This is a genomic window from Caloramator sp., from assembly GCF_020054765.1.
GTDB classification, from domain to species: domain Bacteria; phylum Bacillota; class Clostridia; order Clostridiales; family Caloramatoraceae; genus Thermobrachium; species Thermobrachium proteoclasticum.
This window is the reverse complement of record NZ_JAIHAO010000009.1, coordinates 32,548-46,401: the sequence shown is the minus strand read 5'-3', so window position 1 is coordinate 46,401 and position 13,854 is coordinate 32,548. Positions and strand designations below refer to the sequence as shown.

The following is a 13,854-nucleotide window of genomic DNA, read 5'->3' as shown; positions in this document are numbered from 1 at the left end:
GTTAGTATAATCCTCCTCCAAGATATTTAGCCTTTGGATAATATTTTAGTAGCTCTGGCCATTGAACAATAAAAAGATCTGCAATAGGATAGATTAACTTTCCAGATAAATTTGGGGTGTTAACCTTTGCAAAGCTTTCAATATATATAACCTTTTTACCAAATAATTTTGCTAAATAACACATAGGGACTGCTGTATGTGCCCCTGTTGTTATAACAACATTGGGCTTCTCCCTTAATAGAATATATAAAGATTTAAAAGCATTAAATAGAAAAAGGAAAAGATATTTAAATTTATTATTCCTACCTCCATGTAAAAGAAAGCTTACTTTATATTTTTCCTTTAGTTTTTCATTGCAAGGTAGATATTCTGTAACCAAATGATAATCATACCTTTCAAACAATGGCTTTAAATGCATAAGTTGAGCAAGGTGTCCACCACTTGATGAAATAAAAAGAACCTTTTTTCTTTTCATAGCACTACTCCTCTAACATTTTATTTATTTCCCTTAAAAACCTATCAATCACATAATTTGATTCGTACTTAAGTGCAGTTTTATATGCATTATCTATAATTCTCTCCCTTTGTTCGTTAGAAAGACCAATAAATTCTATAACCCTTTCTACATAACCATCAACATCATCAACATCAATCAAATATCCATTTTCTTTATCTTTTATATATGTTCTTATACCCCCAACATTTGAACCTAAAACTGGAACTTTGGCAGCCATTGCCTCAAGTCCAACAAGTCCAAGGCTCTCCTCAAGTCTTGTTGGGAAAATAAACAAATCCATTAAATTTAAATACATATTTATCTCTCTTTGTGATAATCCTCCTAAATATTCTATTTTATCTTCTAAATCAAGCTCCTTTATTAACCCAATACATTTATCCCTCTCACTGCCAGAACCTATCATTATGCCTTTAAAGTTAATGTTACTGTACTTTTCATTTAAACTTTTAATAACATTAACAAAGATGTCCCATCCCTTTCCTCTCTCTATTCTTGAAATATAGCCTAATACTACAGTATTTTTATTTTCAGTTTTATTTTTTATCTCCATTGGTTTAAATATATCTGTATTTATTCCACCAGATGGATAAACAATTATCTTATCCTCCTTAATTTTAAATTTTTTCTTTACAACCTCTTTAAAAAATTCAGAAGGAACAACTATTCTATCACACATTTTAACAAGTGGATAACTAAATACCGATAAAACTTTTGCAATTTTCCCTCTAATGATTACATCAGATCCATGCACATTTAACATCAACTTTTTTTTAGTAAAAAGTTTTAAAATCAAAACTGGTAATGCACTATGACTTATAAAATGTACATAAATTAAGTCATAAGAATTTCTATGTGTTATACCCTTTAAAATATCTCTATAAAACTTAAAATATGTAACTAATTTCTTAAAAGACTTTTGATTAGGTTCTGTAACAACAACCTTAGAAACAATCTTGAATCCATTTTTCTCAAGAATATCAGCAGTATTTTTAACGAATATACCAAAATAAGGATGGTTTTCATCTGGAAACATATTGGATATTAGAAAAATTCTTTGTTCCTTTTGTGAAATTGTCACTTATATCACCTTTTTCTAACTATTTTGCCAACAATATTTTGCATAATTTTATAAAAAGAATAATTTCTCAACGTTATATTATATCAGTTTAAATTCATTATTTCAACTTAATCGTAAAACCAAAACTATGTCCCTACAGGTTACCTTTACCTATAGGGACATAAATTACTAACAATTATAAAAGCTTTACCTAATCAAACAAACCTTTTCCTACAACATAATCCAACTTACTTAGAAAATAAGTTGTTTAAATTATCTGTTGTTACAGCTTTATCCCCACCTAAAATAAATTTAACAGTATAATTAGTATATTTAACATTTAAAAAGCTATTAATATCAGTAATTTGTTTATTAGGTGCGAGTATTATCATCCCACCATTCTTTGCCGCCAAAGACGAGCCCGAAAGAGCATCTGGGAAGTTTTCACCTGTTGCAACGTATACTTTATTATGGGATATTATATCATTAAACCTTTTAGCTATTTCAACATTTGTTAAATACCTATCCTGTCCACTTATTCTATCTACCCTATCCTCAAAACCCACAACTACATCTATAGAAACTACATCCTTCCCACCAATTAAATATATCTTCTCTGGGTTTATATTTTGTAAATATTGAAGCACCTTGTCATTTGCTCTATTTTTAGGTGTTAAAATTATTGGAACACCCTTAATTGCCGCAATTGGTGAAATAGACAACGCATCAGGGAAATTTTGTCCTGTTGCAACAAACACTTCATTTGGGTTTCCTAATTTTTCAGCAATTTTCAAAGCAGTTTCGTATCTATCATCTCCGCCTATTCTCTCTACATTTATATTAAGTGTCTTTATTCTATCTTCAACTGCTTTAGATACTGCAGCTTCACTACCAATTATAAATACATTTTTTACCCCAAGCCTTAAAAGCTCAATCTCCACATCCTGGTTTAAGCTATTTATATCTGTTAAAAGAATTGGAGCATCAAACTTTTTAGCAAGAGGACCTGCAGATAATGCATCTGGGAAGTCATCTGCCCTTGCAATTACAGCATACTCTGCCTCATCCCAACCAGTTTGGCTCACTGCAACTGCAGTTTTAATTCTATCTTCTCCATATATTCTAAATGTATTAACTGCAATTTGTTCTCCTCCTCTTGAAACCTGAGGAAGTGCAGCCTTGAAGCTTACCTCCTTTACATCGCCATAGGTGCTTGCTATCTTTGGCTTTGCTGACACCTTTATAGTATAATCACCCGCAGAAGTTGGTCTATAGCTAAACTGCTTTTCTTCCTTTTCATCCTCTGTATAAACAACCTTACCATCCTTTATAACCTCATATTTAAAAACTGCTCCATCCTCTGCCGTAACATTAAGACTTATTGCATCATTTACAAGCACAACAGCTCTTGATAGAGATAATCTATTAATATATGAAGTTAAGGAGAAAACTTGTGTGTTTGGATAATAAAAACTTAAAATTTCTGCTGAGGTTTGTCCAGCTCTTGCTCTATATTCTGCCCCCCACTGGCTTAAACCCAAGCCGTGTCCATACCCCTTTCCTGAAAATACATACTTATTTTCAGCCTCTTCAAACCTTACAGTATACAAATTACTTGGAAGTGAAAGGGCACTTCTTAATTTTTCCTTTTGAAGATCTACAACTACTTCCTTCCCAGTTGCATCTTTATAAATCGCCTTTATATTCGCAACCCTACCACTTTCATAATAGGTAATATTATTAAGATCCAATCTTAAAAATGTTCCTGTTTTGGGTATATATGCTTTATTTTTCAATAGCTCATCAATCTTTTGTACTGTAAATGTTCTATCTCCACCTGGCCAATTTGTTTCACTAAACTCATCCCTCTTACTTTCCAAATATGGAAGAGACTGTGACCAAACATTTTGACAAAGCTCAGTATATCCACCGTTACTTGAATGAAAGTATGCAGGTATTATATATTCTATATTTTTACTTTTATCAAAATAGGTTAAAACCTGTCCCTTTGTTTCCTCTACAGCTTGTCTACACTTAGTAAAGGAAGCATTATATCCCCTATACACCTGATGGCTTGTTGAGTCCATTACATCATACTGGCTTCCTGCCTTTGCATTAATATGATAATAAAGCCCATAGCTTCTTGATGCAATAGCCTGTGCCTTTAGAGCCTCAAGCTGAAAGCTCTCCGACATCTCATAAGGTATAACCCCAAGCACATATCTTTCAATATCAAGGGAATTTATAGCACTTACCTTTCCTTCACTCACTTTAAAAACAAACTTTCCAAAATAGCTTCTTCTTATTATTCTTCCGTAGCTATCCTTTAATGGTTGTAAATTTGTATCAAGGAGAGTAATTGTAACTAAATTATCTACATCCTTTGGCTCTAAACTAATCTGCTCCTTTAAAATACCGTCTATCTCAATTTTATCTCCATTTACCTTAAGTATAAACTCACTATTTTCTACCTCTTGTCCATCTAAAATATACTTTCCAGTTAATTTAACAGAAATATTCTCCTTCATCATACTATAGAGCATAACCCTTATATCTTCATAATAGGGCTTTCTATCGACAGCTGCATATACACCATTAAACCAAGATGTAACTATAACTAAAACAAGAAACAATGATAAAAATCGCCTTTTCATTTTCATCCCCCTTTAGTTAAACATTTTAAAGATATAATCTTTAGGTAGCATCCTTTCACCACCTACTACAACAACCTCTTGAAAATACTCTATATATTTTTTTATATAATCATTTCCACTAACACCTGAACCACATAAAAAAATCGGATTATTATTCTTAACACTTAAGGATGTTGCAGAAAGTGCATCTGGATAATTTTCTCCAGTTGATATAAATATCTTTGAAAAATCAAACTCTCCTTCAAAGGCTTTTATAATTTCTATATTTGTTTCATATCTGTCCTTTCCAAAAATACGCTGATAATTTGAAAATTTATCTGTAACTTCGTTTGAAACTGCTTTTTCTCCTCCTATTACATATACCCTTTCTATTCCATTAGTTTTCACATATTCCAAAGCATCTTCAAATTTGTTGTTATCAACGAATAAAATTGGAACCTCCCTGTACGAAGCAATAGTTGAAACAGAAAGTGCATCTGCAAATCCTCTTCCTGTAACTAAGAAGGCCTCCTTTGGACTTTCAAAATACTTTGCAATCTCCACAGAAGTTTTATATCTATCACTTCCTGCAATTCTTGTAACTTTTATGCCTAAATTTTTTAGCGTATCCTCTACCTGATTTGATATAACTGCTTGTCCACCTATTATATATGCATTTTTAACACCAAGCTTTATTACTTTATCCTTAACTTCCTCTTCAAGTACATTACCCTTTGTTAAAATTATAGGTGCATCTAATTTTTTAGATAGAGCCGCCGCTGTTAGTGCATCTGCATAATCTTCACCATAGGCTAAAATTATGTTTTCTGCACTTTGCCATCCCTCGTCTAATATAGCTAAATTAGTTTTATACCTATTTTCTCCTGCAATTCTTTTTGTTATTTCTATACTTTCTTTTATAAAAAACTCTTTATTTTTCTCATACACAGCATAATATTCCTTTATTGCATCGGCAATCTTTTGTGCCGCCTGCATCTGAAAATTTTCATCTACCAATTTTAAAAGCTCTGTTGGATTTGACATAAACCCCGTCTCTACTAATATCGACGGCATTGTAGTATATTTTGTAACAACATAGGAGGAGTCCTTTGCCCCCCTATTTTTTAATCCAAGGCTTGATAGATTTGAAACAACCATCTGGGCAAGTTTTTTACTCTCTAATACCTGCCAAGGTGTTGTTGAAGTTATTATTTTAACTTTACTTTTTTCTATCTTTGCCTCGACACCATCAACTAAAACATAAACATACTCAACATCATCTTCTTTTGTCTCCCTTAAATACTCATATTTTGCACCATTGAACTCCACATACTTTGTTGATTTTATGTTTGGTCTATTTGAAGAATAATAGACTTCAACTCCATTTGCAGTAGGTATATCCTTTACTGAATTTTGATGAATGCTTATAAAAATTTGGGCCCCGCTATTATTTGCAATTTCTGGTCTTTCATATAGTCCTACCGCATAATCCTGATAAGGGTCCCTTGTAAAAATAACTTCGGCTCCATAACTTTTTAAAATATCTGATAACTTTTGTGTTATTAAATTATTTAAATCCTTTTCACAGTACACTACATCACCAATTTTAGCCTTAGCACCAGGGTCATCTCCCCCGTGCCCAGAATCTAAAATTATCTTGAGTCCCTGAAGACTTTGGGCAAAGGCTATATTAGTTGTTATTAATATTCCTGCGACTGTCTGCAACAAAATTTTTTTAAACTTCAATTAAAGCCCCCCTTAATCAAATAAATGTGTATATACATCAGTGTCAATTAATAAATTAATAAGCTCTAAAAACAATGTACAATTCTTAAATTCATTCTACAATAAAAAGACATAATTTTCAACAAAACCAGATATTTTGATATATCCTTATTTTATAATTTTACTTCATACATTTTCTTAATTTTTCAACTGCCCTCTCCTTCAATCTTACAATTGAGTTGTAATGGCACCTTTTTTCCCTTGCAATCTCAACCATACTCTTACCATTAAAATAATACTCCTCTATTATCTCCCTCTGCTTCTTATTTAAACAGTTTAATGCTCTATATAACTTTTTTATATCCTCCTCTTTAACACATTCCTCCTCAAGGCATATATCATCTGGTATTAAATCATATAAGCACCCACCATCCTCAAGCTCTTCATCTAAACTTATATTTTCCCTTATCTTCTTTGAAAAGGCCTTTACAGAATAAATAACCGCACACTTTATATAGGCATTAAAATCTCCCTTCTTTTCGTCATATCCTCTTAAAACTTTAATGATAGATAGTGCCGCCTCCTGGTATGCATCCTCATAGTAATTTTTATCGTGTATATACATCCTTATAGCCCTCTTTATAAGCGGTTCATATTTTTTTATAACCATATACTCATCCATATTTACCCCTCCAAAATTATTTCCGGCCGGTTGAGTATATGGTAAAATACATAATATTTATTTTCCAAAACGTAAAGAGCAAAAAACAAAAATTATTTCGCAAAAAAACGAGCGTAATAACTGCAAAAAGTGCATTATTACGCTCATTTTTATGTTTATTGTTAACTAAAGATATATCATTTGTAATTGTAATATATATTGGTCATCAATTATAAGTTAAAATCACTTCACAATTCTAAAGCCTTAACTATTTAACATACACTTTACAACTCCTCTTATATCCCCCATCCTTTGTCCTTACAGTTACTATTGCAGTTCCTCTTCTTACCGCATAAACTTTACCATAGGCATCAACCTTTACTACCTTTGAATTGCTTGTTGTCCAAACCACATTTTTATTTGTTGCATTGCTTGGAAGAACTGTTGCAATTAATTTATACCCATTTCCTCTTTTTAATGTTAAAGTTGATTTATTTAATTTAACGCCCTGTACTTTTATAGGTGCCTTAACAGTTACTGTACATTTTGCTGTAAAACCACCATCTTCAGTTTTTGCTGTTATCACTGCTGTACCTGTTCCTACTGTCGCAACCTTTCCATATTTATCAACTACTGCAACCTTTGTGTTACTGCTACTCCATATTACTCCTTTATTTGTTGCATTGCTTGGTGCTACTGTTGCATATAAATTAAAACCTTCACCTTTATATACCGTCTTATTCGTCATATTTAATTTTATTCCTGTAACTTTAACATCAGATTTTGTGGTAAACTGTGTTTGTGCATATAAACCAACATAAGAATAGTAATATGGTATAACCTTTAATGTATAACTTGTTGAACTTTTAAGCCCTGTTATTATTTTATCTAATATACCAACATTGATATAGCTTGAATCAATTGTAGATACATCATAGGATTTTTCCTTAACACCTGTTTGATTATTAAAAACCTCAATTCTAAATTTTGTAGCATAATGGTTTTCTTCGCTTACAATATCAAAATTAACACTATTATTTGAGGTAATAACATTTTCTATTCTTGGTTTTAACAACATCTTGTCTTCTTCTTTTATATCTAAAGTTTTAACCTCTATTGTTTTTCTATTATTTAAATATCTATCATTGGTTTTAGAAGCAATTTCAATTTTATACTTTTTATTTGGAATAAGATTTTTAACTTTTATTGGATAATCCTTAATATTTGTTCCTGGAATATAAAGCCTTATGCGATCAACCTTTTCATTTGTTTCAGAGTCATAAACATTTATTTCTACATAATCTAAACTTTTAGTGCCTTCATAATTGACTTTCAGGTCAATACTTCTATAAGTAGTATTGCTAACAACAAAATCAAGTTTTACAGGATTTATTTTGGTTTTTTCTCCATACAAATTGTATGCAGATAAAGTCCATCCCCAATCAAGTTTTGAAATTGAGCCATAGCTCTCATAATCGTGATAATAATATGTAAGCCAATTAGAATCGTTATAATCAGAGATTATGTGCTCACTTGATGGGAAATCCTGTATAAATTCTCTAAGATTGGTTGTTTTTTCCCATTCTCTCTTTTCAGCATTATATTTCGGTTCTGGATGAGTTGTTGGATCCATTGGCAACCAACCGATATTAGGGAAATATACCTCAACCCAAGCGTGATAATCTCCAGACACTTCAACTGGCGTATAGTAAGTTGAAAGGTTTTCAATATTTCTAAAACCAATAACCTCTCTTGCAGGTATCTTTTGTACTCTCAAAAGAGCAATTAATAATTTTGCGTAGTCTTCACATACACCTTTTAAATTATCGATTGCTGATTTTGCACCTCTATTACCATAGGCAAAATCATACTCCATTGAAAATTGAATCCACTCATATGCCTTTAAAATTTTATCATATACATTAGTTTGTGAATCAAGCAATTCATGGCTTTTATCAATTATTGGTTGATAGCTTGTTTCAATTTTAGGTTCTTCACTAATATATCTTTCATATTGACTAAAATCTGAATAATCAGGATTTTGCTTTAATACATTTATATCATAAAAATGGGGGGTTGCAATTTCAAACTTTTGTACAATTGTTAGTCTATATTTTTGGTTTGCCTGAACAAATGGAATTCTTACTGCTATTTTTCTATCTCCATTTTCATCTACTAAAAATTCATACTCCTCGATGTCTTTATTGGTTATATACACATCTAATTCAAATTGATGGATTGAATCAATTTCATTACCTATATCAATAATTACTATAAAATCTTTAGCCGGTTTATTATTAGTATTAAATTCTACATATGTTTCTAAATATCTTTCTTCTCTGTTTCTTAATTCATAATAAGGATTAGACAAAAGCCTTTGATACTGTTCTACCTTTTTTCGTGTATATTCTTTTGGTGTATATCTTTTATAATTTTTAAACTCATCCTCAAGTTCATTTATATCTTTTTCTTCTATAATTTTTGTTTCAACATTTGTTGATGGGTTTTTCTTTACAGTAACGACATTTACTCTTTGTTTTGTATTGTTATCTATTGTATTTGCAAAAACATTGTTGAAATTTATAAATAAAAATACAAACGTTATAAAAAAGGCTATTATTCTATTTTTCCTATGCATTTTATTCCTCCATCCACCTTAAAAATAAAACTAATATTTTAACTATTTCTCATACCCATTTGGATTGTTGCTCTGCCATCTCCATGCATCCCTACACATATCCTCTAAATTTTTTTCTGCAATCCATCCAAGCTCCCTATTTGCCTTTGATGGGTCCGCAAAACACTTTGCAACATCGCCAGGCCTTCTTTCAACTATCCTATAAGGCACCTTTTTACCCGTTACTTTCTCAAACGTATGAACTAAGTCTAAAACTTATAGCCTGCACCACCAGTCACTAAAATTGACATCCTTTCATCCTCCTGTAAAAAAATTTAAAATATAAATCTATTCCTACCTAAATCTATCTTGTTTTATACATTCTATATATATAATAAATAGGTATACTTATTATCACAAATACAAGCCCTGCATTTGCAATATATAGACTAAAACTATTTAGAAGCTCATATAATATATCTTTAATTACAGCCTCATCTATTTTTAATAAACTAAAATACCTTGTATAATACAATGTATAAAAAGGAATTGCCAAAAACATACCTGAAACAAAAAGTTCCAAAGACAATATCTTAAATCCCCTATAATTTGTCATAAAAAATAGTGTAGATAAGCCTGCTAATAAAATAAAAATATAAAAGTTTAAGTTTTTATAAAGGTTGTTTATAACATCCCTTGCCAAAACAAGTGCTTCGTTTCTCTCTATTTCTTCAGCAAATTTAACATTTATCTTATCCTCAACTACACTATTAATTTCTGTTCCTAATTTCTCTAATACCTTTATTTCTTTATCACTTAAGGTTTTACCCTGCTTTATATAATAATCATCTACCTTGTTTATAAGTTCCTTATCTAAGCTTAGGCTTATTCTTGGTATTTCACCTTCTGTTTTAGTAAAATAATCTATAAACCCATATATTAGCCTGTTTACATTTGCTTCAACAAAGGATTCATCAATATATTCCTCCACCATAAATCCCTTTATCTTCTTTTCCTCTATAAACTTCTTTAATTCCTCTGAAGCCTCTTTACTAATAAGTTTATACACGCCATTTCTCTTTAAAACCTCAAAATACACCTTCTCATTAAGCAGCCTATTTTTAGTAAAAAAGCTAAACACAATCGCAAGCATATCAAAGAATATAACCAAAGTGAGCAGGACCACAACAACCTTTTTCAAATACCTCATAAAACCACCTTTTCATTATTGATTATAATATAAAAAATATCATACCATACGTAAGTGTCACCCTATTGGCTATGCTATATTGTTATCTTATTTTCTCATTTCACTTGTATGTCGCTCTTACTTAACCCTAAAAGTAATACAACATAGCCTCCAATTCTTACATTTGTGCCATTCTTGTAACTATATCCCATTAGTCTCCCACTGATGATAATGTCACATTAATATCCCCCAGATTACTTTGTTACATAAGTGTACCTGTGACAATGTGATAAAGTCGCAAATTTCTAAACTTGTGCCACCCTGGTGACAATGTGATAAAGTCGAAAGACTTTTCACATTTCACTTGGGTGGCACTCTTTATCACTTCTCATCCGCTGCAACTTCAAAATCCTTCTCATACGCACCAACAATATCCCTTAAATACCTATAAAACTCATCCTTTAAATCTTCCCTCTTTAATGCATATTCAACAGTTGCCTGAAGGAAACCAAGCTTATCCCCCACATCATATCTTCTTCCCTTGAAATTATATGCATACATAGCCTCTCTTTGTAAAAGCTCCTTTAATGCATCTGTTAGCTGGATCTCTCCTCCTTTACCTGGGCGAGTATGTTCTAAAATCTCAAATATCTGTGGAGTTATAATATATCTTCCAAGAATTGCAACATTGCTTGGTGCCTGCTCCTTACTTGGCTTTTCAACAAGGTCCTTTACCTTATACACTCCATCCTCTATGTGCATCCCCTTAACTATTCCATACTTATTTACATCTGACATTGGTACCTGCTGAACACCAAGTATAGTTGTCTTATACTCATTAAACACATCAATTAGCTGCTTTAAACAAGGAACCTCTGCATCAACAACATCATCCCCAAGCATTACTGCAAAGGGCTCATTTCCTACGAATGTCTTTGCACAAAGGATAGCATGTCCAAGTCCCTTTGGCTCCTTTTGTCTTACATAGTGTATTTGAACCATATTTGATATGTCCTGTACCATCTTTAGAAGGTCGTCCTTCTTCTTCTCCTTAAGCTCAAGCTCAAGCTCAACAGACTTATCAAAATGATCCTCTATTGCCCTTTTGTTACGTCCTGTGATAATTAATATCTCCTCAATTCCAGCCGCAACAGCCTCCTCGATTATGTACTGTATAGTTGGCTTATCTACTATTGGAAGCATCTCCTTTGGCTGTGCCTTTGTTGCTGGCAAAAATCTTGTTCCAAGCCCTGCGGCCGGAATAATCGCCTTTCTTACTTTCATAAAAATACCCCCTACACTTTTCATTTGTTAACAAAAAAATATCTTAGTATAATATATACCGTTCAAATCAAAACATTACAGCAGTATTTGTATTTTAACATAATTTTAAGAAATTATAAAGTAGTCAAATAAAATTCTTCCCCAAATTGTTCAACCCTTATAGTTGTTGCCACCTAATGGCAACCTAATAAAATCGCAAAACCTATTAGTTCCATTCTAATGATAATGAGATAAAATCCAAAAATTTTCTGCCATCGTGGTAATAATGTGATAAAGTCGCAAAAGCTTTAAGTGCCACCCTGGTGATAATGTGATAAAGTCGTAAGACTTTTCACATTTCACTTGGGTGGCACTCTTTATCACTCTGCCATCTTCAATATCTCTTCCTTAAACCTCTTTATATTCTCCTCTGCCTTCTCTAAAGTCTCTCCCTTTGTCATAAAATAGAACTTAATCTTTGGCTCTGTTCCTGATGGTCTTGCAGTTATAACACTTCCATCCTCTAAAATTAGTTGAATTACATTTGACTTTGGAAGATCTATTCCACTCTCTTCTCCATTTACCACATTCTTTATCTTGCTCATCTTATAGTCCTTTACAAGCTCAACATCATATCCTGCAACCTTCTTTGGAGGGTTGTTTCTTAAATCCTCCATTATCTTCTTTATCTTTTCGCTTCCTTCAATTCCCTTTAGTGTTATTGAAACAAGATCCTCCTTGTAGAAGCCATATCTATTGTATAGTTCCATTAAGCCTTCATATAGGCTCATTCCTCTTTCCTTGTAATATGCAACCATCTCAACAATTAGCATTGATGCTATAACCGCATCCTTATCCCTTACAAATGTTCCAGCAAGATATCCATAGCTCTCCTCAAATCCAAGAACAAAGCTCTTATCCCCATTTATCTCAAATTCCTTTATCTTCTCTCCTATATACTTAAATCCAGTTAAAACATCAAGTATCTCTACCCCATAGTCTTTGCATATCGCCTTTGCAAACTCTGTTGTAACGACAGTCTTTATAACCACAGGGTTTTTAGGCATTGTATTTGTTGCCTTTAGGTTTTCAAGCATATAGTGGGTTAAAAGAGCACCTGTTTGGTTTCCTGTTAAAACAACATAGTTTCCTTCGGAATTTTTTACAACAACACCCACTCTATCACAATCTGGGTCTGTTCCTATTATTACATCCGCATCAAGTTCGCGTGCCATCTCCATTGCCCTAACAAATACCTCTGACTCCTCTGGGTTTGGATACTTTACTGTTGAAAAGGCTGGATCTGGATTTTCCTGCTCCTTTACAACATACACATTCTTATATCCAAGTTCCTCTAAAACCCTTCTTACTGGCTTGTTTCCTGTACCGTGAAGAGGAGTATATATAACCTTTACCTTATCCTTCATCTTTTGTACTATATCTTTATTTACAGTCAATCCCTTTACAAGCTCAACATATGTATTCTCAACTTCCTTTGGCATAAAGTTGAATAATCCTGCCTCAACCGCCTTATCATACTCCATTGTCTTTATGTCACTATAGTCTACGTTCTTTATCTCATTTAAAATACCCTCTGCAAGCTCCTCTGTAACTTGACCTCCATCTGACCAGTAAACCTTATATCCATTGTACTCCTTTGGATTGTGGCTTGCAGTTATAACTATACCTGCTGTTGCCTTCATATGTCTTACTGCATAGGATAGCATTGGAGTTGGCTTTAGTTCATCATATACATATGTCTTTATTCCACTTGCATTTAAAACAAGGGCAGCCTCCCTTGCAAAAAGGTCGCTATATTTTCTTGAATCGTATGCTATTGCAACAGAAGGATTCTCTATTTTTTGCTTTAATATGAAATTTGCAAGGCCCTGTGTTGCCTTTCTTACTGTATATACATTCATTCTGTTTGTTCCTGCACCAATTACACCTCTAAGTCCACCTGTACCAAACTCAAGCTCCTTATAAAACCTTTCCATTATCTCCTTCTCATCAAGCCCCTCAAGTTCCCTTCTTGTTTCTTCATCAAACTCTAACCATCTCTTATACATATCCATATATTCCATAGATAAACCTCCATTCTTTCGAAATATTTTAAAAAACACTTGATAATAAATTATCACTTTTTAGAATTTTTTTCAAGAAGGAGGGGAAATTTTGTTGAAGATGTATAA

At 32.4% G+C, this 13,854-nt stretch carries 10 protein-coding genes; all 10 read right to left on the bottom strand.

Annotation, left to right across the window (positions count from 1 at the left end; genetic code table 11):
• Nucleotide 1: 1 nt before the first annotated feature.
• The gene (pssD, locus tag JG776_RS04830) at nt 2-475 is read right to left on the bottom strand and encodes a PssD/Cps14F family polysaccharide biosynthesis glycosyltransferase (protein WP_291965214.1); all 474 of its coding nucleotides are present in this window, start codon (nt 473-475) and stop codon (nt 2-4) included.
• Nucleotides 476-479: 4 nt separating this feature from the next.
• On the bottom strand, nt 480-1,595 hold the full coding sequence (locus JG776_RS04825; RefSeq protein WP_291965212.1) for a glycosyltransferase family 4 protein: 1,116 nt from the start codon (nt 1,593-1,595) through the stop codon (nt 480-482).
• A gap of 227 nt (nt 1,596-1,822) precedes the next feature.
• Nucleotides 1,823-4,228 carry a SpoIID/LytB domain-containing protein gene (locus tag JG776_RS04820; RefSeq protein ID WP_291965210.1) on the bottom strand — a complete coding sequence of 802 codons (2,406 nt, stop codon included), beginning with the start codon at nt 4,226-4,228 and terminating at the stop codon, nt 1,823-1,825.
• Between the two features lie 12 nt (nt 4,229-4,240).
• Nucleotides 4,241-5,953 carry a cell wall-binding repeat-containing protein gene (locus JG776_RS04815; protein WP_291965208.1) on the bottom strand — a complete coding sequence of 571 codons (1,713 nt, stop codon included), beginning with the start codon at nt 5,951-5,953 and terminating at the stop codon, nt 4,241-4,243.
• 160 nt (nt 5,954-6,113) lie between these two features.
• A complete protein-coding gene (locus JG776_RS04810) occupies nt 6,114-6,614 on the bottom strand; it encodes a sigma-70 family RNA polymerase sigma factor (protein WP_291965206.1) in 501 nt (166 codons plus the stop codon).
• Nucleotides 6,615-6,861: 247 nt separating this feature from the next.
• The gene (locus JG776_RS04805; RefSeq protein ID WP_291965204.1) at nt 6,862-9,231 is read right to left on the bottom strand and encodes an Ig-like domain-containing protein; all 2,370 of its coding nucleotides are present in this window, start codon (nt 9,229-9,231) and stop codon (nt 6,862-6,864) included.
• 42 nt (nt 9,232-9,273) lie between these two features.
• Nucleotides 9,274-9,441 carry a GDP-mannose 4,6-dehydratase gene (locus tag JG776_RS04800; protein WP_366934190.1) on the bottom strand — a complete coding sequence of 56 codons (168 nt, stop codon included), beginning with the start codon at nt 9,439-9,441 and terminating at the stop codon, nt 9,274-9,276.
• 133 nt (nt 9,442-9,574) lie between these two features.
• On the bottom strand, nt 9,575-10,420 hold the full coding sequence (locus tag JG776_RS04795) for a hypothetical protein (RefSeq protein WP_291965202.1): 846 nt from the start codon (nt 10,418-10,420) through the stop codon (nt 9,575-9,577).
• 360 nt (nt 10,421-10,780) lie between these two features.
• Nucleotides 10,781-11,683, bottom strand: coding sequence for a UTP--glucose-1-phosphate uridylyltransferase GalU (galU, locus tag JG776_RS04790; RefSeq protein ID WP_291965200.1), 903 nt, complete (start codon nt 11,681-11,683; stop codon nt 10,781-10,783).
• Between the two features lie 359 nt (nt 11,684-12,042).
• A complete protein-coding gene (locus JG776_RS04785) occupies nt 12,043-13,746 on the bottom strand; it encodes a phospho-sugar mutase (protein ID WP_291965198.1) in 1,704 nt (567 codons plus the stop codon).
• Nucleotides 13,747-13,854 lie beyond the last annotated feature (108 nt).

Bases quoted from the DNA above. Each gene is read 5' to 3' on its own strand.
- pssD (WP_291965214.1), bottom strand. From the start codon at position 475: ATGAAAAGAAAAAAGGTTCTTTTTATTTCATCAAGTGGTGGACACCTT.
- JG776_RS04820 (WP_291965210.1), bottom strand. From the start codon at position 4,228: ATGAAAAGGCGATTTTTATCATTGTTTCTTGTTTTAGTTATAGTTACA.
- JG776_RS04810 (WP_291965206.1), bottom strand. From the start codon at position 6,614: ATGGATGAGTATATGGTTATAAAAAAATATGAACCGCTTATAAAGAGG.
- JG776_RS04805 (WP_291965204.1), bottom strand. From the start codon at position 9,231: ATGCATAGGAAAAATAGAATAATAGCCTTTTTTATAACGTTTGTATTT.
- JG776_RS04795 (WP_291965202.1), bottom strand. From the start codon at position 10,420: ATGAGGTATTTGAAAAAGGTTGTTGTGGTCCTGCTCACTTTGGTTATA.
- galU (WP_291965200.1), bottom strand. From the start codon at position 11,683: ATGAAAGTAAGAAAGGCGATTATTCCGGCCGCAGGGCTTGGAACAAGA.
- JG776_RS04785 (WP_291965198.1), bottom strand. From the start codon at position 13,746: ATGGAATATATGGATATGTATAAGAGATGGTTAGAGTTTGATGAAGAA.